The organism is Pedobacter sp. T50_32, from assembly GCF_057652195.1.
In genome coordinates this window covers 576245-600435 of the sequence record NZ_JBYFBY010000003.1, presented here as the reverse complement: position 1 = coordinate 600435, position 24191 = coordinate 576245, and the positions used below count along the sequence as shown (strand labels likewise).

The window sequence follows — 24191 nt, the reverse complement described above, 5'->3', positions numbered from 1 at the left end:
GTTCAATTTCAACGCAAAGGATTTAAAGTATTCGCAAAGCAACGTAAAGAAAAATCTAAGATGAGGTAAGAACACTTCCAAAAACTAAAATGAACTTAGGTGTCTAATGTGGTTCAAAAAAAGGCGCTTTAAAATTTACTTACCACCTTAGACACCTTAGAAGACCTAAGACATTCGTGAGTATTTAAAAAATTAAGAAAATTATATCTTTAGTTGCTGATAAAAACTAAAATGAACTTAGGTGTCTAAGGTGGTTCAAATATGCAGACATATAAATTCGCAAAGCAAAAACTTCTACGTTCTTATATGCCTTCTATGGTCAAAAAAACTAAACGACCACATAAGACATATACAGTTCATATAAGAGCTAATCGCTTAATCCTTCTTCGTGAACAACCGTTTCACATAATCAATAACACTTGTTCTTTGCTTTCGTGGGTTTTCTGGACCAATTAAATAACCATACGGTTGTAAATCTGGATGACTATCACAAATAATTTTTACCATACCCAACAACGGAATTGCTAAAATCATCCCTGGAATACCCCAAATCATTTCACCCAATACAATAGCCATAATAGTAAACAGCGGATTAATATTCACTTGCTCGCCAACTACCAAAGGTTCTAAAATATAAGTCTGCACAAACTGAACAATGAAATAAGTAACTAACACCCAAATAATTTTGTCGTTGCCGTTACCTTGGGCCAACACTGCCAAAACCGTAATAGATGTGCCAGTTAAATTGCCTACAAAAGGGATAATCTCCAGCAAACCACAAAGCACTGCGAAAAATATAGCATTTTCTACACCAATCAAGCTGAAACCAATGCCGTACATTACCCAAAGCATCCCAATCATAGCAGCTAAGCCGCTAAGATATTTTTGCGAAACTTTGCCTGCTTTATGTACAACTTCATCTGTGTCTTCTTTCTCCTTTCGGGCTACCAATTTCAAAATAAAACGTTTAATGTGACCGCGATAAATTAAAAACAAATACATATAAACGATTACCAATACTGCGTTAACGGCAACACTAAACATTCCAGAAGCAAAGCTAAACAACATATTTCCAGAACTGCCATTGCCACTTTCTATCAATTCTTTCTGCTGTTTTGGGTCTATGCCTACGGTATTGTTGATCCAATTTCTGAAGTTGTTAAAAAGGTTCAGTAACCTAGATTTCATTTCGTCTAGGTTTTCGACCAAACTAGATAATTGTATAGATAGCAGTAAAATAATAATGGAAATACTGCTAATGAAAAGGAGCATGCAACAGAGCCCAGCAATGCCTCTACTCATGCCTTTGCGCTCAAAGTAATTGCTTAGGCGAATAAACAGCATCGATAATACTGCTGCCAAAACAATTGGCACCACAAAAGGCGCAGAGAAGTAAAGTCCAGCAAAGCTTAACGTAAAAAATAAAAGTATGTGAACAGCGTGTTGAAGTTTTTCCATTGTAGGAGATAACACTTCTGTATCATAAAATGTTTATGCATCTTGTTTAACAAAGTTTGTCAACCATTTAGTATTAGCTTAATTTAATGGTTTGAATGAATTTTTAAATATCCGCTTGTAGCGAACACTACCTTTTATGCGTATCTAATTAAAAAGAACCAAATCCTTAAAACATGAAAAAATTTATACTTGCATTTTTGGTGGTATTTGTAGCAAATTTAGGTTGCAAAAAGCTAGACGATGGTGACAAGCCATGCGCTTGTTCGCCTATGGAAGAGACACCGTTAACCTTGGTAATTAAAGGTGCAAATGGTGTAGATATGCTAAATCCAAGTAGTGCTAATGCGTTTACAAGTAATGATATTAAGTTATACTACTTGGATGCAAATGGTGCGCAAAAGCAGATGAATTTCTACATCAGACCTAATTTTAGTGTAGATAATACCAGGTTCGATTTTTATCAATTACACTCTTCTGAAATTGTAAGATTAGCTACATCGCTAACTAAAGATTTTTATTTGAAACTAGGCCAGAACGAGCCAATTAAAATCAATATTGAAAAAAATAAAGATAGTTTTAAGTTCGCTAAGCTAACTGTAAACGGAGTAGAGAAACTACCCGAAACTGGTGACATAAGTAAATACATTCCTAATATTTACTACATAAACGTTAACTAGTCTTTCCAGCCCCAAGGTGCAGTGGGAGTGGCTACAGGCTTATTCAAATCAAATTTTACGGTAAAAATTCTATCGCTCCCAATACGACGGAGATTGTAAGTAAAGCTTTCTCCATCAATGGTAATCCACCAAACATTGCCCACTGCTGCGGGTAATAGGTCTACCGTTTGTTGGTCGGCAGGAAAAATTTGAAGATTGGCTGTTCCGCTGTTTGAAGTTAAGCCACCATACTGTGTTACTTTATCTTCCGAACCATCTTTATGTCTGTGGTCGTGCTTTAATAAAATTCTGTTATCTTTTAATGTTAAAACCCAAGTCCTAGATTTATCATCGCCCACAAAAAAAGGAATTTTAATTAAATCATCGCTGCATTTTCTAACATGCATCACTAATGGGCCATTTTTAAAAGCATCCGTCATACCTTGTATAACTTCTCCTTGATAAGCTTTACCGCAATGTTGTTTGAGTAAATCCCAAAACTGCTGCGCTCCAGATTTTTGCTGTGCGTAAACGTTAACAGATAAAATAATTAAAAGGAAAGGAAATAAGAGTTTTTTCGCCATTTTGATGAGTGCTTTTATCGCAAAATATCAATTTTTAATAGAAACAAAAAATCCCGCTTGATGCGGGATTTACATTATTCGAAATATTCTTTCATTTTATCGAAGAAACTCTTGTCGTTTTTACCAGGTTGTGGTTTAAAGTTTGGAGATTCTCTTAATTTCTCAAGCAACGCTCTTTCTTCACTATTTAAGGCTTTCGGTGTCCAAATATTTACATGGATAATTTGATCGCCTCTATGGTAAGAGTTCACCTCTGGAATACCTTTTCCTTTTAAACGAAGCAGTTTTCCACTTTGTGTACCCGGCTCAATTTTGATTTTAGCTTTACCATCAATGGTCGGAACTTCCACACTAGCACCTAAAGCAGCTTCTGGAATACTTACGTGTAAATCGTAAACTACGTTATTGCCTTCTCTTTTTAGGGTTTCATGAGGAGTTTCCTCAATTAGGATAATTAAATCTCCAGGGACACCACCATTGGGAGCAGCATTCCCTTTGCCAGCCATGCTCAATTGCATGCCCTCACTTACTCCAGCAGGAATATTGATTGAAATAGTTTCTTCGCCGCGAACAGTTCCATCGCCGTGGCATGAACCACATTTTGCAGTAATTTGTTGTCCGCTACCATGACAAGTAGGGCAGGTAGCTGTAGTTTGCATCTGTCCTAAAATGGTATTGGTTACTCTGCGTACCGAACCTGCACCACCACAAGTTTTACAAGTGCTCACCGAACCTTTATCCTTTGCTCCAGTGCCATCGCAGGTTTTGCAGCTAACTTGCTTGTTAACTTTAATTTTTTTCTCAGCACCATTGGCAATTTCTTCCAAGGTTAGTTTTACTTTGATACGTAGATTAGAGCCTTTAACTACTCTACGGCCACCTCTCGATTGTCCGCCACCAAAGAAACTATCAAATGGGCTGCCGCCGCCGCCACCAAAAATATCTCCAAACTGACTGAAGATATCTTCCATGTTCATGCCGCCGCCGCCGTAACCGCCACCAGCAGCACCGCCAACTCCAGCGTGTCCATATTGGTCGTAACGTTGCTTTTTCTCCGGACTGCTCAGTACTTCGTAAGCTTCTGCAGCTTCCTTAAACTTATCTTCTGCAGATTTGTCATCTGGATTTTTATCGGGGTGATATTTAATTGCCAGCTTACGGTAAGCCTTTTTAATTTCTTCCGCCGATGCACCTTTAGCAACTCCTAGTACGTCGTAATAATCTCTTTTGCTCATCTTTTATTAATGATTAAATGACTAAATGAGAAAATGACAAAATGTATTATTCAATCATTCAAAATTTAATCATTCAAAATTTCTCTATGCTCCAACTACAACTTTAGCAAAACGAACCACTTTATCGTTAAGCGTGTAACCTTTTTCTAACTCGTCAATTACTTTTCCTTTTTGCTCATCTGTTGGCGAAGGAATTTGTGTAATTGCTTCATGTAAATCTGTGTCAAAAGGAGTATTTAAGCTTTCGATTTCCTTCAAACCTTTTTGGCTTAAAATGCTCTTCAATTTAGTTTGTACCAACTCAATACCTTCGCGAACTGGCGCAACTTCTGTCGATTTCTCAGTAGCTTTGATAGCACGCTCAAAATCGTCTAACACAGGTAAAAGCGAAACAACGATATCTTTGCCGGCAGTTTGTAACAACTCAACACGTTCTTTTTGAGTACGACGTTTGAAATTGTCGAACTCGGCAAATAAGCGTAAATATTTATCGTTCAATTCTGCCACTTGTTGCTGTAATTTTTCTTCTGCAGATAATTCTACGGCAGGCTCACCAGCCGTGTCATTGTTAGCTTGCTCTGCTATATTTTCAGCTGTATCGTTTACATTTTCTGCCGTTTCTTCGGCGGTATTGTTTTCAATCACTGGTTCTTCGTCCTTTTTCTTCTTATTAAACATGGTATACTCGTGTTTTATTCCAACGGGATTCCTTTGCAAGGCTTGTTCACAAATTTTTTGCCAATGCGAATAAAACAGTCATGCTGTCAGTTTTACGTCAAGTTAGACTCGCAGAATGGCTGCAAATTTAAATTTTGTCAGATTTGGTAAGTATGAAAACTAGTTTAGCTTTCTATTTCCCTTTGTACTAGAAAGGACTACAGCTTGTGTCATAAAATGATAAATGGATGATTTTAGTTTAAAGCATTAAATTGAGCAAAACGTTTTCTTTGTATATTCGTTATCAAATAAAATAAATATCATGATCAATACATTATTAATATTATTCGGCTTATTTGTAGCTCCAAATCCACCTAAAGATGTTTATGGCTTTTCGTTTAAAACATTAGATGGCAAGGAAGTAAAGTTGTCGAAGTTTAAAGGGAAGAAAATTTTAATTGTGAACACTGCTTCTAAATGCGGTTACACTAAGCAGTACGAAGATTTAGAAAAGTTGCACAAACAGTATGGTAAGGATGTAGTGCTAATTGGATTTCCATCAGCAAATTTCGGCGGACAAGAGTTGGGATCTAACGCAGAAATAAAAGAGTTTTGCTCTAGTAAATTTGCAACTACTTTTTTAATTGCAGAGAAAAGTGATGTAAAAGGCGAAGCAATCACACCTTTGTTCCAATATCTTACATCACAAACTAATCCAGATTTTACCGGCGATATTAAATGGAATTTTGAAAAGTTCTTGATCAATGAAAAAGGTCAGCTAGTGCACCGTTACCGATCTGCTGTTAAACCTTTAGATGAGCAGATTATAAAGAATTTTTAGTCATATTGATTTTTTTGTCATTCCAAGGAACGAGGAATCTGTTTAAATTTTAACAGTTCATCGTTCCTTTTTTCATGTAAATTTATATGAACTTATATCCATATCTTATTCTTCTAATTTTTTTCGCAGTTGCGCTCTATTTTATTTTTCGGAAAAAGAAAGTAGTTATAGCTACGTTAAGCAGTACTGATAAAGATCTTCTGCTAAATCATGTAGAATTTTATGCAGAGCTTGATGCTGAAAGGAAATTGATCTTTGAAGAAAAACTAGCTCACTTTTTAGGAAGAACAAAAATTGAAGGCATTGGAGTTGAAATTTCTCCTCTGGATAGAATTTTGGTAGGGGCAAGCGCTGTAATCCCTATTCTTGGTTTTAAGGATTGGGAGTACCGAAACTTAGGGACGGTAGTACTGTATCCAGATACGTTTAATAAAGACTTTCAATTTTCAGAAGGCGATAGAAATATTATGGGGATGGTGGGCGATGGTTACATGAACGGTCAAATGATTTTGTCGCAATCTGCATTGAGGCACGGTTTTTCTAAAAGTGCGGGAAGTGAAAATACGGGTATTCATGAGTTTGTTCATTTACTGGATAAATCTGATGGTGCAACAGACGGTGTACCTCAGTACTTTATGAAGCATGAATATACCATTCCGTGGGTTAAAATGATGCATAAAGAAATTCAGAAAATAGAAGATAATAAATCGGATATAAACCCCTACGCTATTACTAATGAAGCTGAATTTTTTGCTGTTACTTCAGAGTATTTCTTCGAAAATCCAGAGCGGATGAAGGAGAAGCATCCAGCTTTATATGATAGTTTGAGTAAGATTTTCGGGCAACAATTGTAGCCACCACTTCTTGTAACGCTATACGAGTTTAGTTAAATTAGTTTTCGACAATTTCTATAAAAATATAGTCGTCAATTATAGCTGAGAGTTTATCTAGTAGGATGTCTTCTTTTCCATTGATGAAAGAAGCAACCTGAGCTTTAGCGAAAGCATACCATCCATTGAAAAAAAATAAATCCGAGGTATAAAATCTAGGCCTCCTATTTTTTCTACAACAGAACTGCAAAGGCAAATTACTGCTATCCGAAAAAATAGGAGGCCGATTAACCGTTATTAATGGTCGCTGCTAACTGAGAACTGCCAGCTGAGTTATTTCTCAATCTCCTTTAAGCTATCCATTTTTTTATGTGCTAAGAAACCTTTGATGTCTTCAAAATGTTCGCGGACACGCTTGTTGCCAAACTCAAATACTTTTTCAGCCAATCCATCCAAGAAATCCCTATCGTGAGATACCAAAATTAAAGTACCATCGAAATCTTTTAGGGCATCTTTAATGATATCCTTGGTCTTCATATCCAAGTGGTTGGTCGGCTCATCCAGAATTAGAACGTTTACAGGCTCTAACAAGAGTTTAATCATTGCCAAACGTGTTTTTTCACCACCAGATAATACTTTTACTTTTTTGGTAGTATCGTCTCCGCTAAACATGAATGCGCCCAGCAAATCTTTAATTTTTACACGTACATCGCCAACAGCAATTTGATCAATGGTATCGAAAACAGTTAATTCGCCATCTAATAAAGCTGCCTGGTTTTGTGCGAAGTAGCCAATTTTCACATTGTGTCCAACTTTCAATTCGCCCTCAAAGTCAATTTCGCCCATTATGGCTTTAATCATGGTCGATTTACCTTCGCCATTTTTACCTACGAAAGCAACTTTCTGTCCACGCTCTATCACCATATTTGCTTTTTGGAAAACTACGTGATCACCGTAAGCTTTGGTCAACTCTTCAACCATTACTGGGTAACTGCCCGAACGTGGCGAAGGCGGAAATCTTAAACGCAATGCAGAGTTATCAACTTCATCAATCTCAATAACTTCAAGCTTTTCCAACATCTTCACCCTAGACTGTACCTGCAAAGTTTTAGAGTAGGTGCCTTTAAAACGGTCGATAAATTCTTGGTTATCGGCAATGAAACGTTGTTGCTCTTCGTAAGCCTTAATCTGATGTTCGCGACGTTCCTTACGTAACTGCAAATAATGCGTGTATTTGGCTTTATAATCGTAAATACGTCCCATAGTTACTTCGATGGTACGGTTGGTGATATTGTCTACAAAAGCACGGTCGTGGGAAATTACAATCACCGCTTTTGCCGAATTAAGTAGGAAGTCTTCCAGCCATTGAATACTTTCGATATCCATGTGGTTGGTAGGCTCATCTAGCAAGATTAGATCTGGCTTCTTCAATAAAATTTTGGCCAGTTCTATACGCATGCGCCATCCGCCAGAAAATTCTGAAGTTTGACGTGTAAAATCGCTACGTAAAAAGCCTAAGCCTTTCAATACTTTTTCTACTTCTGCATCATAGTTAACTTCCTCGATAGAATAGAATTTTTCGCTCAATTCCGACACTCGTTCAATCAGCTTCATGTAATCATCGCTGTCGTAGTCGGTACGGGTATTCAATTGTTCGTTAAGACTTTCGAGTTCGTCACGCATTTCGTAAACCTGACTAAACGCCTTAGACGTTTCTTCGAATACGGTAACATTATCTTGGGTTAGCAAATGCTGTGGCAAGTAAGCAATAACGGCATCTTTGGGACCTGAAACGTGGCCCGAAGTTGCTTTTCCAGCACCTGCAATAATTTTTAATAGAGTAGATTTTCCAGCACCATTTTTGCCCATTAAGGCAATCTTGTCGTTTTCGTTGATTGAAAAAGATACATCACTAAAAAGCGTTGTACCACCAAATGATACGGAGATATTATTTACGTCGATCAATGTCTTGAGTTTTAATAAGCGGCAAAGATAGTTTTTCGGTTGGCAATTTTCAGTTTTTCACTTTGTTTAAACCTAAAAACTAAAATCTAAATATATTTTGAAAAGCAATTGTTTTGTTCCTATGTAAAGTTAGCCCCGCCACACGCTCATACGCCTGCAGGCCTTAGCCTCTAGGCCGGTATCCGCTGTGTCGGGTTTAAAATGCAAGTGCTGTGCACAGGTTTAAGTTAGTTAAACCCGGTAGTAGCGGCATCTCCCGATTTATCGGGAATATAGCGGATAACGGGGCATCAGCTGCCAAAAGCTACTAAAAACCATTTTCGAATAAATAAAGAGTTGGGGTTGGTTGTCATTGATCTCTTGAACAAGACTTAGCTACAGTTCTCAGTGAGTTTCCAAACAATAGAACAATCAAGCAATAGTCAGCAATACCTTTGAGCTAATGCACTAATAAGAAATTACATCAAAAATCCGCCGCCCAGTAAATCGTTGCCTTCGTAAAACACAGCCGACTGACCAGGAGCAATAGCAGATACAGCATGGTCGAAAACAACACGCATATTTTCTTTTTCCTGCACAATTGTACTTAAGGTACCAGCATCTTTGTAACGGATTTTGGTAACTACGTTATCTAAAGGTTCGTTAATATTTGCGTATTTAATCAGATTTACGTTTTTAACCATCGCTTCTCTACGTTCCAATTCATCGGCCCTGCCTAAAACAACCGTATTGCTTTCTGGCAAAATTTGGGTTACAAACATCGGTTCGCCAAACGCTACGCCTAAACCTTTACGTTGGCCAATAGTGTAAAAAGGATAACCTTTATGCTGTCCAATCACCATTCCTTGGCTGTTTACGAAGTTTCCACCCGCTACACGCTCTTCCAAATCTTCTACTTTGTGTTTCAAGAAAGCACGGTAATCGTTATCTGGAACAAAGCAAATTTCGTAGCTTTCGCTTTTCTTTGCCAATTCTTCCTGTCCCATATCTAATGCCATTTGTCTAATTTCCGATTTAGCGAAACTACCCAAAGGGAATTTTGTCCTAGCTAGGTTTTCTTGCGAAACACCCCATAAAACGTATGATTGATCTTTGTTTTCGTCTTTTCCTTTAGAAATTACGTAGCGTCCGCTGTCTTGTTGACGAATGTTGGCGTAATGTCCGGTTGCAATAAATTCACAATCTAATTTATCGGCACGTTTCAAAAGCGCTTCCCATTTAATGTAGGTATTGCAAAGTACACAAGGATTTGGTGTTCTTCCAGCTAGGTATTCGTCTACAAAATTATCGATAACGAAATCACCAAACTCATTTCTAATGTCCAAAATGTAGTGTGGAAAGCCATAATTCACAGCCAATGTACGAGCATCATTGATGCTATCTAAGCTACAACATCCGGTTTCCTTGCTGTTAGTGCCCGATGTGGCGTAATCCCACGTCTTCATGGTTAGGCCAATTACTTCGTACCCTTGCTCATGCAACATCACCGATGCTACCGAACTATCTACCCCGCCACTCATGGCTACTAAAATTCTACCGTGTTTGCTCATTGCTGTAAATAAGGTTGCAAAATTACGGAATTAGTTTAAAAGTGTTGATAGATGAGGTCGTGGTAATGTAAAAAGAAACGCTTGCCGCAGATGCACAGATCAAAATTATCGTACTATATAAGATGAATGTCTAAAGCAAGGCTATTTTATCAAATAAAAGATCTGTGCATCTGTGGCAAACAAAGTTACCTGCTACTCGATTTTCTTATCTGTAATTCTGTATCTAGTAAAACAGTTTCGGCAGGGCCGATGTCCTTTCCCTTTACTAAATTGATGATGGTTTCTGCTGCCAGTTCGCCTATTTGCCTCGAAGGTTGTCTAACAGTGCTCAGCGGTGGATTTAGTATTGGTGCCAAATCTGAATTACTGAAACCTATTAAAGAAATATCCTCAGGAACTTTGTAACCGTTTTTGTTCAGGTAGGCAAGTGCTTTTGTGCTTAACAAATCTGTGGCTGTAAAAATGGCCTGAGGTTTTTGTGCAAGTAACTCGTCCATTGCTTTAGCCACGTTATCGTCTGTATTTTCGTTGATTGCAGTATTGCAAAATTTTACTAAATCTTCCTGATAAGAGATTTGATGATCTGCAAGTGCTTGTTTGTATCCTTCAAAACGCTCGCGGGTAATTGCCAAGGTAGATTTGCTGTTCAAATGTGCAATTTTTGTGTTTCCAGAAAGTATCAAATGTGCAGTAGCTTGGTAAGCACCTTTCACATTGTTAGCAGTGATTTTGTGCGCTGTGAGTTCTTCGGTGGTTCTGTCAAAGAGTACAATAGGAAAGCCCTGTGATTGTAATTCCTGCAAATGGCTGAAATCGGTAGTTTGTAGCGATGGAGAAATCATGATGCCATCTACACCACTAGCATATAAAAGGTTGATGCAGGCCTTTTCTTGCTCGTAAGATTCTTTACTCTGCATAATGATGATTTGGTAACCGCTTTCGGTACAAATTTGATCAATACCATCAAGCATTTGCGCCACAAAATTATTATCTATAGAACAGATAACCACACCGATAGAACGCGTTTTACCAACCTTCAAACTACGAGCCATTCTGTTGGGTACATAGTTGTGCTCTTTTGCATAAGCAAGTACCAATTTCTTAGTTTCTTCGCCAATTTCGTGGCTATCGGTAAGCGCTCTCGAAACGGTAGAAATCGAAATGTTTAAAGCTTTAGATATGTCTCTTAAAGTAATGTTGCTCATGTTAAATCAGCCTAAATATATTAAATCTTGAATGATTTTCCGCTAATTACAAAGTTCTAATTATTTAGGAGCTGCTTTATCCGTCTAACTTACAGCAGGATAGTTAAGGTGTTGATAAAATGAAATAGGGTAAGTGTTTTAAAATGTAGATATTTAGCCTCCCATTTTATTAGAGTTATGAAGTTAGTAATTGCCGAGAAACCATCTGTAGGACGTGAATTAGCCAAAGTTTTTGGGGCTACTACTCGTAAGGATGGCTATATAGAAGGCAAAGGCTACTCTTTCACTTGGGCTTTTGGTCACTTGCTGCAATTGGCACCACCACAAGAATATGGTTTTTATGGTTGGCGTAAAGAGCATTTGCCCATGCTGCCACAGAAATTCAAGCTTTCTATCCGTAAGATTAAAACTAAGGATGGGGTGGTAGAAGATCCGGGAGTAAGGAAACAACTGGATATTATACAAAAGTTGTTTGATGAGTGCACCGAAATTATTGTTGCGACGGATGCTGGACGTGAAGGCGAATTGATCTTCCGATACATCTATTCGTACCTTAAGTGTAAGAAACCATTTAAGCGACTTTGGATTTCCTCGCAAACAGATGAGGCAATTAAAGATGGTTTTAGAAATTTAAAGCCAGGCGAAGAATACGATACTTTATTCAGTTCTGCGCATTGCCGTTCTGTTTCAGATTGGTTGGTGGGCATGAATGCAACACAAGCTTTAAGTATCTCTGCGGGAAATAGAAGCGTGTTATCTTTAGGTAGAGTGCAAACGCCCACGCTCGCTATGATTTGTGCCCGTTTTTTGGAGATCAAAAACTTTGTGCCTAAAATCTATTTCCAAATTGGTATTCAGTTAGATAAAGACGGGCAGTTGTTTAAAGCAATTTCTGTAGATAACTTTGATACAAAGGAAGAAGGTGAAGCAATTTTCGCAAAGGTAGAAGATGTTGCTTCGGGTTTCAGTAACGGAGGAAATATCACTGCAGTAGAAGCGAAATCCAGAAAAGAACCACCTCCACTTTTGCACGACTTAAGTTCGTTGCAGCAGGAAGCGAACAAACGTAATGGTTTTACGGCAGATCAAACTTTAGGTTTGTTGCAAAACTTGTACGAAAGTAAGTTGGTGACCTATCCTCGTACTGGCAGTCGTTACATTGGCGATGATATTTTTGCTACTGTTCCTTCATTAATTGCAAGCTTGACAGATCATGTAATTTTTGCAAAACAAGCTGTTGCTTTAGGCGAAATGACACTGAACAAAAGAAGTGTAAATGCTAAAAAAGTAACCGATCACCATGCTGTTTTAACTACTGGAATTAAGCCTGGGTCGTTAAGTAAGGATCATCAAGCCATTTACGATTTGGTTGCTGGGAGAATGTTGGAGGCTTTTCATCAAGAGTGTGTGAAGGAAGTAACTAAAATTACTATTCAATCGGAAATTGTTTTTGTTGCCAACGGAACGGTTATCCGCTCTGCGGGATGGCGCTCTGTATTTAATGATGTAGAAGACGACAAAAAGGATGAAGACAACCCAGCTTTGCCAAAGGTAAAAAAAGGGGAGGCTTTGCCAATTGTAAATAAAGCTTTGTTAGAAAAGCAAACTAAGCCAAAGGCGATGTACAATGAGGCTTCATTATTGAAAGCGCTAGAAACTTGCGGTAAGGAGATTGAAGATGAAGAATTGCGCTACGCAATGAAAGACAGTGGTTTAGGTACACCTGCTACTCGTGCAGCTATCATCGAAACTTTGTTGACCAGAGAATACATTGTGCGTGAGAAACGTAATTTAGTGCCGACTGCAAAAGGTTTGGCAGTTTATGAAGTGGTGAAGGAAAAACGTATTGCACAAGCGGAGTTAACAGGTGCTTGGGAAAAACGTTTAGAGGAAATCCGTTCTGGTGCTTCGGTGCAAGATTTTAAAACCGAAATTATTGATTATACCCGTAGCATTACGCAAGAATTGCTAACAGATGGTGCTTCTATTTCTAAGCAATTGGCTGCCCCGGCTGCTGTTTAGGCCATCCCGTTGATTATTAAATTTCTAATTCATTGCCGTTGGCTTTAACCATCGATTAATTTGTGCTTAATATACCATGGCTTTAGCAAAACAACACAGCCATTTCTAAATTTTGCTGACAATCCTAATAAAGTGTAAAAATCAGTTCTCCCACATTGATTTAAATTCATAAATAAGAGAAACTTTCCTTTCAAAAATCTTGTTATGCTTAATAAAAAACGAAATTATGTTAAGCATTATAAGAGAAACACCACCACACGTATTTGGCGTTAGAGCCACAGGGCAAGTTACGGCCGACGATCTAAAAAGTGTGCTGCTGCCTGGTTTAGAGGTGCTCACACAGAAATATGGCGAGATCTACTATTTACTTGTGCTAGAAACTCCTGTAGAGAACTTTACGGTTGGTGCTTGGTTTCAAGATATGATTGCCGGATTAAAGCACTTTACCAAATGGAAAAAGGCGGCTGTAGTTACCGACGAAAAAGCGGTAGAAAAATTTACAGACGCATTTAGTTATGTCGCTCCCGGAGAATTTAAAGGCTTTCCCATCGCCCAACTAGACGAAGCACTTTCTTGGTTAAATATAAAATCTGAATAGTTATGAGATGGATTAGAAATATGGCTGCAGGCCTAATGGGCTCTGTTGCATTAAACATACTTCACGAAGTAATAAGAAAAAATGTAAGTAATGCGCCCAAAGTAAATCTGATTGGTGCAGAGGCAGTAAATAAAACATTGAGTCAGTATGGAAGGCCGATACAAAACCCTGATGATTTGCATAAAGTAACGTTAGAACTGGATCTTATTGCGAACGCTGCCTATTACAGTGCGATAGGTGGTGGTGGAAAATACATTTGGCCTAAAGCAATTGCAATGGGTTTAAGTGCCGGCATTGGTGCATTGAAACTTCCAGAGCCGCTGGGTTTAGACCCAACGCCGGTTACGGCAACTACCCAAAAGCAAGTAATGACCGTAGGCTACTATCTTTTTGGCGCTCTGGTTACTGCTTTAGCACTTAAAACAATTTTAAAACCTTAAAAATCAAAATAACATGGAACAATCAAATATAAGTAGAGATAGCTCTAACAACACCCAAAATACCGCAGATCATATCAAATCTTTAGAAGGAAAAGAGGCTGTAGAAAAATTAAAGGAATTGGCCAAAGGTGCCGAGAACTGTTTTTTCTGCACCAGTATTAAAACCGGTTTGCCACTTTCGGTAAGACCGATGTCGGTACTAGATGTGGATGATAACGGAAACCTTTGGTTTATGAGCCAGGTTGACAGTTCAAAAAACAAAGAGATAGAGGCAGATCCTTTTACACATCTATTTTTTCAGCACCACAAAAATTCTGGTTTCTTAAATATATATGGTATCAGCGAAATTATTGAGGACAGAAAAAAAATAGAAGAACTTTGGAATCCATTGCTTAAAGTTTGGTTTCAAGATGGGAAAGAGGACGATAAAATTAGTGTGATTAAAGTAGAACCAACTGATGTTTATTATTGGGATACGAAACATGGCGAAGCAGTTGCGTTTATCAAAATGGCAGCTTCTATCATTACCGGTAAAACGATGGATGACTCGGTAGAGGGGAAATTAGAGGTGTAGTCAAGAAATAGCGACATTAAAATGTAGACCCGATAGTAGCGAGCACGTAGCGGCAAACCTATGTGTTTGCCCGAAGTAAAGCGAATAGCGGGACTGAAGAGAGCGAAGAAGCAATGTTTTCGCTCTTCTTATTTTAAAAGGTTTTGCATACTCTGGGCTTATTGCTAAATTGCCGTATCATGAACCGCAAACTATTCCTATCTTCATTATTGCCAGCTTCGGCAATGTTATACGCTTTTAAAAGTAATGCCGCCACTAACGTATTGATCGCCGAAACGGCTGCAAAACACAAAAGACCGCCGTACTTAAAGCCAGGAGATTTGATAGGGATAACTTGTCCGGCTGGATTTATTACCCACGAAGAAGTTGAACCTGCCATACAGCAAATGGAAAGTTGGGGCTTTAAGGTGGTAAAAGGAAAAACAGTTGGCGCTAGAGATTTTACTTTTGGCGGCACCGACCAAGAGCGTTTGGCCGATTTGCAAGATATGCTGAACGATACCAGTATTAAGGCTATTATGTGTGCTCGTGGTGGTTATGGTGCCGTGAGAATTGTAGATCAGCTTGATTTTAGTGTGTTCAAAATATCGCCAAAATGGTTAATTGGTTTTAGTGATATCACGATTTTACATTGCCATTTAAATAGCAATTATCGTTTTGCAAGCATTCACTCTAAAATGTGCAATAGTTTTCCGTCTGATTGGAGCAAGGCGGAGCCGATACAAATTGATACGATTAAATCTATTGAGAAAGCTTTGAAAGGAGATGAGCTGATGAAGTATGATGCGCCTTATCAAAGCAATAATAGGATTGGCGAAGCTGATGGAGAATTGATTGGTGGCAATTTGCGCTGCATTGAAAATTTAGCTGGGAGTGCCTCGGAAATTAAAACGGATGGTAAAATATTATTTGTTGAGGATGTTGGCGAATATCTTTACAGCATTGATAGGATGTTTTATAACTTAAAACGTGCAGGGAAATTGAAGAAGTTAAAAGGTTTGGTTGTAGGCGGTTTTAGGGTGAAGAAAGATGACGATAATGATGGTTTTGGCAGAACTTTAGAAAATATTGTATTGGATAAAGTAAGAGAATATGGTTATCCGGTGTGTTTCGATTTTCCTGTTGGGCACCAAAAAGCTAACTATGCGTTAAAATGTGGTGTAAAACACAGATTAACCGTTGCTGAACAAGGTACTATTCTGCAAGAGCTAGCTTAAGAGGTTATTCTATTTTTTATCGAGTTTCGTCGTGCTGACCTATAGCGAAGTTTAAAGCTATTTGTAAATTCAGTTCAGCATTAGTTTGAAAATTTATAGAAGATTTAGTTTGTGCTGCTCCAATATGGTAAACGGGCGTTTCTTGCAAGCGAGAAGCTACTATAATTTCTACCCCGTTGGCCACTTCGTTAAATAACTTTTGTACCAAATCTGGACAGTTGTTTTCTCTGCTTAAATGAGATAAGAACAAATGGCTCATGAAATCGGGACGGTGATTATTAAACAACTCCAACGCTTTTTTATTAGATAAGTGACCGTTGCCACCGCTAATTCTCCTCTTTAAGAAATATGGATAGTTACCATTTTGTAACATCTCATCGCAGTAATTAGCTTCTAAAAATGCTGCGTGACACTGTTTGAAATGGTAGATCAGGTTTTCGCAATGGTCGCCGATGTCTGTAAACACGCCAATCTTGATATCCTTATAGGTTACAGTAAAACTATGTGGCTCTGCGGCATCATGTAATTTTGGAAAGGTAGTTACTTCTAAATTCCCGATGTTGATGGTTGAAGTGCCGGAAAAACCATAAACCAAATGCTGTGGAAGTAACTGCTTTCCACGTAAATGTGTTTTGGTAGTGATATAAATTGGTAGTTGATATTTCTTGGCCAGTACTGGTAAACCTTTAATATGATCTGAATGCTCGTGGCTAATGAAAATAGCTTTTACTTTTTGCATGCTTAGACCGAGCCTAGCAAGTCGTGCCTCCGTTTCCTTGCAACTTAAACCTGCATCTATAAGCACTGCATCTTCATCGTTTCCAATGTAGAAACAATTGCCGTTGCTGCCTGTATTAAGTGAAGTGATATATAATGACATTCATCACAAAGTTCGAGAATTTTAACGCGTTTCTAGGCAATAAATTTTAAACATTTATATGGTAGGTATTATTTTTTTAAAGGTCATATAGAATAACCATGTTAACTTTATTTGTATTTGTTCTTTTTGAAACATGGTTATTTCGTAAATTGGAAAAACATAGGGATTTGATTTACTGTTTTTAAAAGAAAAGGCCATGGAAGAAAAATACAATAACGCTACACCTCAGCGACCATCGGGGCATAGAGCTTTAGATGGTCAATTGGTATCTGTAGACCTGCCAAGGTACATCGAAGAGATTAAAAACGAAGCTGCTTATCATGATAATGGGAAGAACGCAATCACTGTTTTTAAGTCTGAACATGCCACTACTACCTTAGTAGCGCTAAAAAATGGTGAAAAAATTCAATCTGGCATAGAAGAGCAACATTTGTTAATGACTTTGTACGTGATAGAAGGTAATTTAAGTTTTTTAGCAAATGATAAAGAAGAGTATCTGTCAGTAGGTCAGTTGATTAACTATCATTATGAGCGTTCTTTTCAGGCTGTGGCACACGCCGATTGCGTTTGCTTATTAACTGTGATTAAATAAAAACATTTTGAAAGAATGTGAATTGTTAAGAAATAACTCTAAAAAAGAATATCAAAAAAATAAAGATTTGCTTGTTTATTCCGTTTAAATGATATATTTGACCAATAAATTAAAATTATAACAATGGAAAAATTTGCAAAAGTTAAAGAAGTAGTAGCTGCTATCGAAGCAGACGTAGAAAAATTTTATAATGCAGGTAATTCAGCTGCAGGTACAAGAGTGCGTAAAGCGATGCAAGATCTTAAAGGTTTAGCTCAAGAAATTCGTACTGAAGTTACAGAGAAAAAAAATAGCGCAAAATAGTAGAACGCTCAACGTAATTATGAAAGACCTTGTTGTTTTACAAGGTCTTTTTTTATATCTTAACTAAACAAACAAAGTATTTTGCATACTTAACAGATAACAGGAGATGATAGCAGTACAGGTTACTTATAAAATTAACGCCGATTTTGTAGAAGAGAATGAACGTAATATCGCTGCTTTTCTGAACGATTTTAAAGAACTGCGCAATAGCAAGTTCTTATATCATGTTTTTGTGAAAGAAGATGGGCTAACTTTTGTCCATGTTTCGATGTATCAAAATGAAGAGATACAGCAAGAGATTTTAAATACACCTAGTTTCTTAGCGTTTCAAAAACAAAGAGACGAGAGAGGCTTAACGGAAGCACCAGTTGTAGAAAGTTTACAACACGTGGGTTCTTCGTTAGGATTGGTGAAATAAGCTACAGGATATGAAAGCCATGAAGATTACATGGCTTTCATATTTTAAATCTAGATATTGATCTGGTTCATCAGGAGAACCTGTGAAGGCATCGTCTGTTAGTGAAGTATAGCCTTGGTTCCAGTATTATCATAACCATCTCTAGGTTTAATATGCGGCTCTGTTTTTTCTTCTTTCTTTGCCATTTTATTATCTATTGTTGTTGTTCATCGAATCCATTCGGATATTATCAGTTCCTAAAGCGGGACTATCAATATTCGCATTTTCTTTAATGGTCGTATCTATTTGAGGTCTGTTGGCTGCTACGGAGTCGGTAGCGTGACCTTCGGTGTTTGCTGTATTGCCGCCACATCCAAACCAAAAAATAGTTGCGGACATAGCTAGAATTAGTGGTGCTTTTCTCATCATTCGCTCTCCTTTATTCTAAACTAACAATCAATAACCGAGGTTGTTGTTCCTAAATGAATAACTTGTTTAAATAGCTAGGCATAATGTTACAGGAAATATGCGAATACGTTTGTTAAATAAGTAGGCTGGTTATTTATATTTGAACATTATTTCACTTTTTTATTGCTTAAATTGACACTTAGACAAATTCTCGTATTCGTTTTATTGGCGTGTAGCCAGTTCGTAAAAGCGCAAACTAACGGATTAATTACTGGGAGCGTACAAAACGCCAATACCAGTGCTGGTATTACTGGTGCAACTATTCTAATCAACGATATCAATTTAAAAACCGTAACAGACAGTGCGGGTAACTATAAAATACAAGTTCCGGTAGGTACTTATAAGGTATCTGTAAGCAGTGTTGGTTTTGCCAGTCAGATAAAATACAATATTGTGGTGGGCAGTGGTACGCCACAAATTGTTAATTTCGAACTACAATCCGAATCGAAAAACCTACAAGAAGTAAACATTAAATTTAGTAGGCAGAAATCGGCAGTAGCAACAGATTTAGTAACGCCATTGTCGGTTCAGCAACTTACTACAGAAGAAATTAGAAGTAATCCAGGAGGTAATTTCGATGTCTCGAAAGTTGTGCAAACCTTGCCGGGCGTGGGTATCAGCAACGGTACAGGCGAGCGTAACGATATCATCATCAGAGGAGGGGCGCCCAACGAAAATGTCTACTACTTAGATGGTATCGAAATTCCAGTGCTCAACCATTTTCAAACGCAGGGGAGCTCAGGTGGTGCTCAGGGGATTTTGAATGTTTCTTTTATAGAGAGTTTGAAATTAAGTTCTTCAGCATTTGATGCCCGCTACGATAATCCCTTAGCTTCAACTTTTGTGATTAAGCAGCGAGATGGAAATGCGGAGCGCTTTTCGGGAAATGCAAGGATAAGTTTTACAGAAACGGCGCTCACCTTAGAAGGTCCTATTTCAAAAAACACTACTTTTTTAGCATCTGCTCGCAAATCTTACCTCAGTTTTTTATTTAAGCTAATCGATTTGCCAATCCGCCCAGATTTTGATGATTTTCAATTTAAGATAAGCCATAAATTTAGCGAGAAAACTAAGTTGACAGCTATAGGCTTGGGCGCAATAGACAGGTTCAAATTTGCTCCAACTAAAAAATCTACCTTAGAAAATACCTATGTGTTACGCTCAACTCCATATATTAATCAATGGAACTATACCGTAGGATTTAACGTTAACCATAAAATTGAAGATGGTTTTCTGAACTTTACGCTAAGTAGAAACATGTTCGATAACAGTTTGGATAAATTTGAAGACCAGATGGTTGATGAGACTAAAAGGGTGTTGCAAGTTCAATCACAAGAAGCCGAAAATAAATTTAGGTTCGATATCAACAAATTTGTAAATGGGTGGAAAATTGGAGCTGGCGTTATGGCGCAATTGGTAGGCTACAATGGTAACCTTTATAATAAACTTTCTAACGATGTTTTTGATGGTAGCGGTAATCTTGTTTCGCCTGCGAGGGTAATCACTTTCAACAACGACATCAACTTCTGGAAATACGGCGCTTTCTTCCAAGCGTCTAAAAATCTTTTCGACGAGAAGTTATTGGTGTCTGGAGGTATTAGAACGGATATGAATTCATTCACCGACAATGGTTCAAACCCGCTAAACACACTCTCGCCACGCTTGTCGCTAAGTTACCACCTTAATCCTAAATGGGATATCAATGCTTCCATTGGTACTTATTTCAAAATCCCACCTTACACCGCATTGGGCTATTTAGACAACAATGGTTTTGCTGCCAATAAGAATTTAGATTACATCCAATCAACGCATTATGTGCTGGGTACACAGTTTTTACCGAAATCGGATCTGAGGTTTACTTTTGAAACCTTCTATAAGCGGTACAACAACTATTTAGTGTCTATCAATAACGGGATTTCGTTGGCTAATCAAGGTGCAGAATACACTTCATTTGGTAGCGAGCCTTTGCTAAGTATTGGCGATGGCCGTACCTATGGTTTCGAAGTTTTTGCGCAACAAAAATTAATCAAACAGTTGTTTTATGTAGCAAGTTATTCTTACGTGGTGAGTAAGTTTTCTGGTGCCGACGGTCGTTTTGTGTCTTCATCATGGGACAATAGACATCTTTTATCATTCACCGTAGGTTGTAAGTTAAAGAACAATTGGGATTTCGGATTGAAATATCGTTATGCAGGCGGTACACCTTACACTCCGTTCGATTTGACGGCCTCTCAGCTCAATTACTTAACTTTAGGAACAGGAGTTGCTAATTTTAGCAGGTTAAATTCAGAACGTTTGGGTGCTTTTAGTCAATTAGATTTTAGGGTCGATAAACGAATTAACTTCAAACGAACTGCCGTGAATTTCTATGTGGACATTCAGAATATCTCGAAATCGCAGAACGATGATTTTCCAAAGTATACTTTTCAACGTACTGCAGATAATGGAAATTTCATAACAACTGACGGACAAGCGATCAGGACGGATGGTTCTAATGCGGTTCCGTTTATCTTGAATACGAGGTCTGGAAATTTAATTCCTTCTTTGGGAGTAATTTTCGAATTTTAAACTTTTTTGGCTTTCGTTGGTTCTTAATCAAATCTAAATTTATAAAGATGAAAAAGATACTTCCAATCGTCAACGGAATTGCACTTGTTAGTACAATTTTTGTAAACTACCTATCAAACACTGGCGCTTTTAACGGTAATACAATGAAAACGGTGTCCGACCGTTATTTAAATCTTTTCACGCCTGCAGGTTATGCTTTTTCTATTTGGGGATTAATTTATCTTGGTTTGTTTTCATTTGCCATTTATACAGGTAGAAGTTTGTTTAACAAGCAAGAACCTCATCCAGCCCTAAGTAAAATTGGATGGTGGTTTTTAATCTCATGTATCTGCAATTCTTCTTGGGTAGTTGCTTGGCTATATAATTACACGTTATTAAGCGTAGGTTTAATGGCGATGATATTGATATCGTTACTAAAAATAATTTTGAACCTGCGCATTAGCTTGGCAAAAGAAAACATCAAAGACTATCTTTTGATATCGATACCTTTTACTTTATATGTGGGATGGATATCTGTAGCCAGTATTGCTAATATTGCTGCATATTTAACCAAAGTCCAATGGGATGGTTTCGGTTTGAGTTCTACTAACTGGACAATTATAATGATCGTAATTGCTGGCTTTGTAAATATTTATATGGTAACGCAACGTAATATGCGTGCTTATGGTTTAGTTGGTGTTTGGGCGCTGCTAGCAATTGCTTCAAATCAATCAGCCGATGCTGAAACTATAATTTACACTTGCTATGGTGTTTCTGCAGCAATATTATTGAGTATATTATTAAATTTTGCAAAGCCAAGGTATGAAGCTCATTCTATTTCATAAATACCTAATCTCATAGGCTCGCATCGTAAATGACTTAGTAAATGATAGTTTGCTAAGTCATTTATGCGTTTAGAAAGACATCATTAAATTTAAAGGCGATCTAGCTCTCCAATTAAATCTTCGATATCAAAAGGCTTGGCGATAAAATTATCTGCTCCTGCATTCATAGCAACAATTTGTGCATCTCTACCAGCCGACATCACCATTACTTTCAGTTTGTCTAATGCAGGGTCAGTACGTATCATCTTTAAAATGTCTTCACCGGAGAGTACTGGCATCCAGAGGTCTAAAAGTAAAAGTTCGGTATTTTCCTCATGTAGCCTTTTTACTAAATTTCGGCTATTGACTTCAGTGCTTACCTCAAAAGAAGTGTCTTCCATAATTATCTCTACCATTTCTAAAATTGCAATGTCATCATCGCAAATCATCAGTTTTTTATTCATGACCGCCCTTTCCATCAGCAATTGGTAAAGTAAAGCTAAAAGTGGCGCCTTGGCCAGGTTCACTGTCTACCCAAAGGTTGCCACCATGATGTATTATAATCTGTTCACTGATGTAAAGACCAACTCCCATTCCTGGGAAATGCTTTTGGATATCGGATGCACGGTAGAAGCGATCGAAAATGCGCTTTTGGTCTTCCATGGCTATACCCAAGCCATAATCTGTAACTGATAATTTGGCAAAGTTGGAAACTTCTGAAAGGTGGATGCTGATTTTTTTCTCGTTGGGAGAATATTTGATCGCATTAGAAATTAAATTGTGCAGTACCTGTACCAACTGCGACTCGTCACCTTGAACAGTTTTGCCTACTTTACCTTGCACTAAAATTTGATGCGAAGGAAAGAGATTACGACTTTCGGTTACAACCTCGGCAATTAGCTGATCGAAATCAAGGCTCTCTTTGTGAAGTTCTAAATTCCCTGTCTCAATTCGCGACATATCTAGCAAATCGCTAATAATTCGCTGCAAACGCTCAATTTGTTGTCCTGTTTTTTCAAGAATATTTAGCGCTTTGGGCGATAAATCTTTCCCAATTAATTTATGAAGTGTTTGATAGTAACCCTTTATAGTAGTTAGTGGCGTTTTCAGCTCATGACTAGATACCGACAAGAATTCATCTTTTCTCACTTCGGCTGCTCTGTACTCCGTGATGTCTTCTATAGCCAATAATATTCGATCTTTATATTTGCCATTAAGTTCAATTCTATGTGCATTAAGTAACATTAATTTTTTTCCAATATGTGGAAAGTCATGCTCTACTTCAAAGTCAAGTATTGGGTTGTTAGTTGGAAGCAACTGCTCAAGCAGCACTTTTAGCCCAATAATATCCCATTGCCCATTGCCTAATTTGTACAGTTTCTTGCCTATGGTATCTCTGTTTTCAACCTTAAAAGTTCGGAAGAAAAAATCATTGGCAGAAATAACATTAAGCTGCGGATCTAGCACTAACAATCCCTGGCGAACAGTTTGTACAATTCCATCAAGGTATTCTTGGCTTGCGTTTAATTCTTCTGTTCTATTTTTAACTTTTTGTTCAACAGCGTTCCTTTCGAAAATCAGATTTTCCTCAGCATTTTTTCTACGAGTTATATCATTTTGTACACCAATAAAATGAGTGATATTCCCAGCTTCATCTTTAATAGGAGAGATGTGCAACTCGTTCCAGAAGAGTTCGCCAGTTCGTTTGTAGTTCCTAATCTCAGCAATAATAGGCTCTCCCTTAGAGATTGCTTCACGAAGATCTTTTCTAGCTTTTTGGTCGCGTTCCCTGCCCTGTAGGAAGCGACAGTTTCTTCCTATAAGTTCGTCACGATGGTAGCCAGACAGCTTTTCAAAGGCTTGGTTACAATAGATGATTGGGTTATCTGGGAGATTGTTATCCGTTATAATGATGCCACTTATAGCCGAGTCTAATGCTGACTTTAATAGGTTAAAACTGGCATTTTGGTTGCCGCTGATGGGAAATTGATCTGTTTTCATTCGAGTTTAATCTCTTTGCTGTGAGATTGCTTTTTTTATTTCTGTTATCATCAACAATTTGATGAGCAGAATGTTGGGAGATTGCTATTAATTTAACATAAAAACCTTAGTAATATCGGAGGTGCCAGCTAACATCAGCTATGCTATAACCTAGATTGAATTGCGATGGAATGTGGCATTAAAGGTAATTTATTTAGGTTAGATTATAGAGATTGTAAAATCAAATTTTGTTGTGCCCAACTTCTTTGGTTAATGCCTTATAAATTAGCGTGATATGGGTTAAAGGCGATATTTAGGGCATCGAGAAATTACTTGATCAACATATTGTTTCTTTTAACGGCTGTAAT

The 24191-nt window shown here is 37.7% G+C and carries 24 protein-coding genes; 13 read left to right on the top strand and 11 right to left on the bottom strand.

Annotated elements, in window-relative coordinates; genetic code table 11:
• Window positions 1–375: 375 nt before the first annotated feature.
• On the bottom strand, window positions 376–1458 hold the full coding sequence (locus AC23ME_RS13260; protein ID WP_487728246.1) for an AI-2E family transporter: 1083 nt from the start codon (window positions 1456–1458) through the stop codon (window positions 376–378).
• A 173-nt stretch (window positions 1459–1631) separates the two neighbouring features.
• Between AC23ME_RS13260 and AC23ME_RS13255 the strand changes: the two genes are divergently transcribed.
• Window positions 1632–2135 carry a hypothetical protein gene (locus AC23ME_RS13255; RefSeq protein ID WP_487728245.1) on the top strand — a complete coding sequence of 168 codons (504 nt, stop codon included), beginning with the start codon at window positions 1632–1634 and terminating at the stop codon, window positions 2133–2135.
• Here the strand turns inward: AC23ME_RS13255 and AC23ME_RS13250 are convergent.
• The 3 genes from AC23ME_RS13250 to AC23ME_RS13240 form a co-directional block, all read right to left on the bottom strand.
• Complete coding sequence (locus AC23ME_RS13250; protein WP_487728244.1) at window positions 2132–2698, bottom strand: hypothetical protein; 567 nt, start codon at window positions 2696–2698, stop codon at window positions 2132–2134. The genes AC23ME_RS13255 and AC23ME_RS13250 overlap by 4 nt on opposite strands.
• A 74-nt stretch (window positions 2699–2772) precedes the next feature.
• Complete coding sequence (dnaJ, locus tag AC23ME_RS13245) at window positions 2773–3933, bottom strand: molecular chaperone DnaJ (RefSeq protein ID WP_487728243.1); 1161 nt, start codon at window positions 3931–3933, stop codon at window positions 2773–2775.
• 84 nt (window positions 3934–4017) lie between these two features.
• Window positions 4018–4611 carry a nucleotide exchange factor GrpE gene (locus tag AC23ME_RS13240; RefSeq protein WP_487728242.1) on the bottom strand — a complete coding sequence of 198 codons (594 nt, stop codon included), beginning with the start codon at window positions 4609–4611 and terminating at the stop codon, window positions 4018–4020.
• A 301-nt stretch (window positions 4612–4912) separates the two neighbouring features.
• Here AC23ME_RS13240 and AC23ME_RS13235 point away from each other — a divergent pair, with 301 nt between their 5' ends.
• The gene (locus AC23ME_RS13235) at window positions 4913–5431 is read left to right on the top strand and encodes a glutathione peroxidase (protein WP_487728241.1); all 519 of its coding nucleotides are present in this window, start codon (window positions 4913–4915) and stop codon (window positions 5429–5431) included.
• 86 nt (window positions 5432–5517) lie between these two features.
• Complete coding sequence (locus AC23ME_RS13230) at window positions 5518–6285, top strand: M90 family metallopeptidase (protein WP_487728240.1); 768 nt, start codon at window positions 5518–5520, stop codon at window positions 6283–6285.
• Window positions 6286–6594: 309 nt separating this feature from the next.
• On the opposite strand, the gene AC23ME_RS13225 is transcribed toward AC23ME_RS13230, so the two are convergent.
• From AC23ME_RS13225 to AC23ME_RS13215, 3 genes are all read right to left on the bottom strand, one after another.
• On the bottom strand, window positions 6595–8226 hold the full coding sequence (locus AC23ME_RS13225) for an ABC-F family ATP-binding cassette domain-containing protein (protein ID WP_487728239.1): 1632 nt from the start codon (window positions 8224–8226) through the stop codon (window positions 6595–6597).
• Window positions 8227–8684: 458 nt separating this feature from the next.
• Window positions 8685–9776: a tRNA 2-thiouridine(34) synthase MnmA gene (gene mnmA / locus AC23ME_RS13220; protein ID WP_487728238.1), complete on the bottom strand. Its 1092-nt coding sequence runs from the start codon at window positions 9774–9776 to the stop codon at window positions 8685–8687.
• Between the two features lie 185 nt (window positions 9777–9961).
• Window positions 9962–10981, bottom strand: coding sequence for a LacI family DNA-binding transcriptional regulator (locus tag AC23ME_RS13215; RefSeq protein ID WP_487728237.1), 1020 nt, complete (start codon window positions 10979–10981; stop codon window positions 9962–9964).
• 177 nt (window positions 10982–11158) lie between these two features.
• Here AC23ME_RS13215 and topB point away from each other — a divergent pair, with 177 nt between their 5' ends.
• From topB to AC23ME_RS13190, 5 genes are all read left to right on the top strand, one after another.
• Window positions 11159–13003, top strand: coding sequence for a DNA topoisomerase III (topB, locus tag AC23ME_RS13210; RefSeq protein ID WP_487728236.1), 1845 nt, complete (start codon window positions 11159–11161; stop codon window positions 13001–13003).
• Window positions 13004–13229: 226 nt separating this feature from the next.
• The gene (locus AC23ME_RS13205; protein ID WP_487728235.1) at window positions 13230–13601 is read left to right on the top strand and encodes a SpoIIAA family protein; all 372 of its coding nucleotides are present in this window, start codon (window positions 13230–13232) and stop codon (window positions 13599–13601) included.
• Window positions 13602–13603: 2 nt separating this feature from the next.
• A complete protein-coding gene (locus tag AC23ME_RS13200) occupies window positions 13604–14041 on the top strand; it encodes a hypothetical protein (RefSeq protein WP_487728234.1) in 438 nt (145 codons plus the stop codon).
• 13 nt (window positions 14042–14054) lie between these two features.
• On the top strand, window positions 14055–14615 hold the full coding sequence (locus tag AC23ME_RS13195) for a pyridoxamine 5'-phosphate oxidase family protein (RefSeq protein ID WP_487728233.1): 561 nt from the start codon (window positions 14055–14057) through the stop codon (window positions 14613–14615).
• A 179-nt stretch (window positions 14616–14794) separates the two neighbouring features.
• Window positions 14795–15832 (top strand): S66 peptidase family protein, encoded by a 1038-nt coding sequence (locus tag AC23ME_RS13190; protein WP_487728232.1) that lies wholly within the window; start codon window positions 14795–14797, stop codon window positions 15830–15832.
• A gap of 16 nt (window positions 15833–15848) precedes the next feature.
• On the opposite strand, the gene AC23ME_RS13185 is transcribed toward AC23ME_RS13190, so the two are convergent.
• Entirely contained in the window at window positions 15849–16712 is an 864-nt protein-coding gene (locus AC23ME_RS13185; protein ID WP_487728231.1) for an MBL fold metallo-hydrolase, read from the bottom strand.
• 196 nt (window positions 16713–16908) lie between these two features.
• Here AC23ME_RS13185 and AC23ME_RS13180 point away from each other — a divergent pair, with 196 nt between their 5' ends.
• The 3 genes from AC23ME_RS13180 (at window position 16909) to AC23ME_RS13170 (ending at window position 18025) form a co-directional block, all read left to right on the top strand.
• Window positions 16909–17304 carry a hypothetical protein gene (locus AC23ME_RS13180; protein ID WP_487728230.1) on the top strand — a complete coding sequence of 132 codons (396 nt, stop codon included), beginning with the start codon at window positions 16909–16911 and terminating at the stop codon, window positions 17302–17304.
• Window positions 17305–17427: 123 nt separating this feature from the next.
• Window positions 17428–17607, top strand: coding sequence for a histone H1 (locus AC23ME_RS13175; protein ID WP_113635034.1), 180 nt, complete (start codon window positions 17428–17430; stop codon window positions 17605–17607).
• A gap of 106 nt (window positions 17608–17713) precedes the next feature.
• Window positions 17714–18025: a hypothetical protein gene (locus AC23ME_RS13170; protein ID WP_487728229.1), complete on the top strand. Its 312-nt coding sequence runs from the start codon at window positions 17714–17716 to the stop codon at window positions 18023–18025.
• A gap of 189 nt (window positions 18026–18214) precedes the next feature.
• Here the strand turns inward: AC23ME_RS13170 and AC23ME_RS13165 are convergent, their stop codons facing one another.
• Entirely contained in the window at window positions 18215–18433 is a 219-nt protein-coding gene (locus AC23ME_RS13165) for a hypothetical protein (RefSeq protein WP_487728228.1), read from the bottom strand.
• Window positions 18434–18604: 171 nt separating this feature from the next.
• On the opposite strand from AC23ME_RS13165, the gene AC23ME_RS13160 reads away from it, so the two are divergent.
• Window positions 18605–21040: a TonB-dependent receptor gene (locus AC23ME_RS13160; protein WP_487728227.1), complete on the top strand. Its 2436-nt coding sequence runs from the start codon at window positions 18605–18607 to the stop codon at window positions 21038–21040.
• A 47-nt stretch (window positions 21041–21087) separates the two neighbouring features.
• Window positions 21088–21864 carry a hypothetical protein gene (locus AC23ME_RS13155; protein WP_487728226.1) on the top strand — a complete coding sequence of 259 codons (777 nt, stop codon included), beginning with the start codon at window positions 21088–21090 and terminating at the stop codon, window positions 21862–21864.
• Window positions 21865–21953: 89 nt separating this feature from the next.
• On the opposite strand, the gene AC23ME_RS13150 is transcribed toward AC23ME_RS13155, so the two are convergent.
• Window positions 21954–22322 carry a response regulator gene (locus tag AC23ME_RS13150; RefSeq protein ID WP_487728225.1) on the bottom strand — a complete coding sequence of 123 codons (369 nt, stop codon included), beginning with the start codon at window positions 22320–22322 and terminating at the stop codon, window positions 21954–21956.
• Window positions 22300–23844 (bottom strand): sensor histidine kinase, encoded by a 1545-nt coding sequence (locus AC23ME_RS13145; protein WP_487728224.1) that lies wholly within the window; start codon window positions 23842–23844, stop codon window positions 22300–22302. The genes AC23ME_RS13150 and AC23ME_RS13145 overlap by 23 nt, the downstream gene beginning before the upstream one ends.
• Between the last annotated feature and the right edge of the window lie 347 nt (window positions 23845–24191).

Coding starts and splice junctions, on each gene's coding strand:
- AC23ME_RS13260 (WP_487728246.1), bottom strand. CDS start 1,458: ATGGAAAAACTTCAACACGCTGTTCACATACTTTTATTTTTTACGTTA.
- AC23ME_RS13255 (WP_487728245.1), top strand. CDS start 1,632: ATGAAAAAATTTATACTTGCATTTTTGGTGGTATTTGTAGCAAATTTA.
- AC23ME_RS13250 (WP_487728244.1), bottom strand. CDS start 2,698: ATGGCGAAAAAACTCTTATTTCCTTTCCTTTTAATTATTTTATCTGTT.
- dnaJ (WP_487728243.1), bottom strand. CDS start 3,933: ATGAGCAAAAGAGATTATTACGACGTACTAGGAGTTGCTAAAGGTGCA.
- AC23ME_RS13240 (WP_487728242.1), bottom strand. CDS start 4,611: ATGTTTAATAAGAAGAAAAAGGACGAAGAACCAGTGATTGAAAACAAT.
- AC23ME_RS13235 (WP_487728241.1), top strand. CDS start 4,913: ATGATCAATACATTATTAATATTATTCGGCTTATTTGTAGCTCCAAAT.
- AC23ME_RS13230 (WP_487728240.1), top strand. CDS start 5,518: ATGAACTTATATCCATATCTTATTCTTCTAATTTTTTTCGCAGTTGCG.
- mnmA (WP_487728238.1), bottom strand. CDS start 9,776: ATGAGCAAACACGGTAGAATTTTAGTAGCCATGAGTGGCGGGGTAGAT.
- AC23ME_RS13215 (WP_487728237.1), bottom strand. CDS start 10,981: ATGAGCAACATTACTTTAAGAGACATATCTAAAGCTTTAAACATTTCG.
- topB (WP_487728236.1), top strand. CDS start 11,159: ATGAAGTTAGTAATTGCCGAGAAACCATCTGTAGGACGTGAATTAGCC.
- AC23ME_RS13205 (WP_487728235.1), top strand. CDS start 13,230: ATGTTAAGCATTATAAGAGAAACACCACCACACGTATTTGGCGTTAGA.
- AC23ME_RS13200 (WP_487728234.1), top strand. CDS start 13,604: ATGAGATGGATTAGAAATATGGCTGCAGGCCTAATGGGCTCTGTTGCA.
- AC23ME_RS13195 (WP_487728233.1), top strand. CDS start 14,055: ATGGAACAATCAAATATAAGTAGAGATAGCTCTAACAACACCCAAAAT.
- AC23ME_RS13190 (WP_487728232.1), top strand. CDS start 14,795: ATGAACCGCAAACTATTCCTATCTTCATTATTGCCAGCTTCGGCAATG.
- AC23ME_RS13185 (WP_487728231.1), bottom strand. CDS start 16,712: ATGTCATTATATATCACTTCACTTAATACAGGCAGCAACGGCAATTGT.
- AC23ME_RS13180 (WP_487728230.1), top strand. CDS start 16,909: ATGGAAGAAAAATACAATAACGCTACACCTCAGCGACCATCGGGGCAT.
- AC23ME_RS13175 (WP_113635034.1), top strand. CDS start 17,428: ATGGAAAAATTTGCAAAAGTTAAAGAAGTAGTAGCTGCTATCGAAGCA.
- AC23ME_RS13170 (WP_487728229.1), top strand. CDS start 17,714: ATGATAGCAGTACAGGTTACTTATAAAATTAACGCCGATTTTGTAGAA.
- AC23ME_RS13165 (WP_487728228.1), bottom strand. CDS start 18,433: ATGATGAGAAAAGCACCACTAATTCTAGCTATGTCCGCAACTATTTTT.
- AC23ME_RS13155 (WP_487728226.1), top strand. CDS start 21,088: ATGAAAAAGATACTTCCAATCGTCAACGGAATTGCACTTGTTAGTACA.
- AC23ME_RS13150 (WP_487728225.1), bottom strand. CDS start 22,322: ATGGAAAGGGCGGTCATGAATAAAAAACTGATGATTTGCGATGATGAC.
- AC23ME_RS13145 (WP_487728224.1), bottom strand. CDS start 23,844: ATGAAAACAGATCAATTTCCCATCAGCGGCAACCAAAATGCCAGTTTT.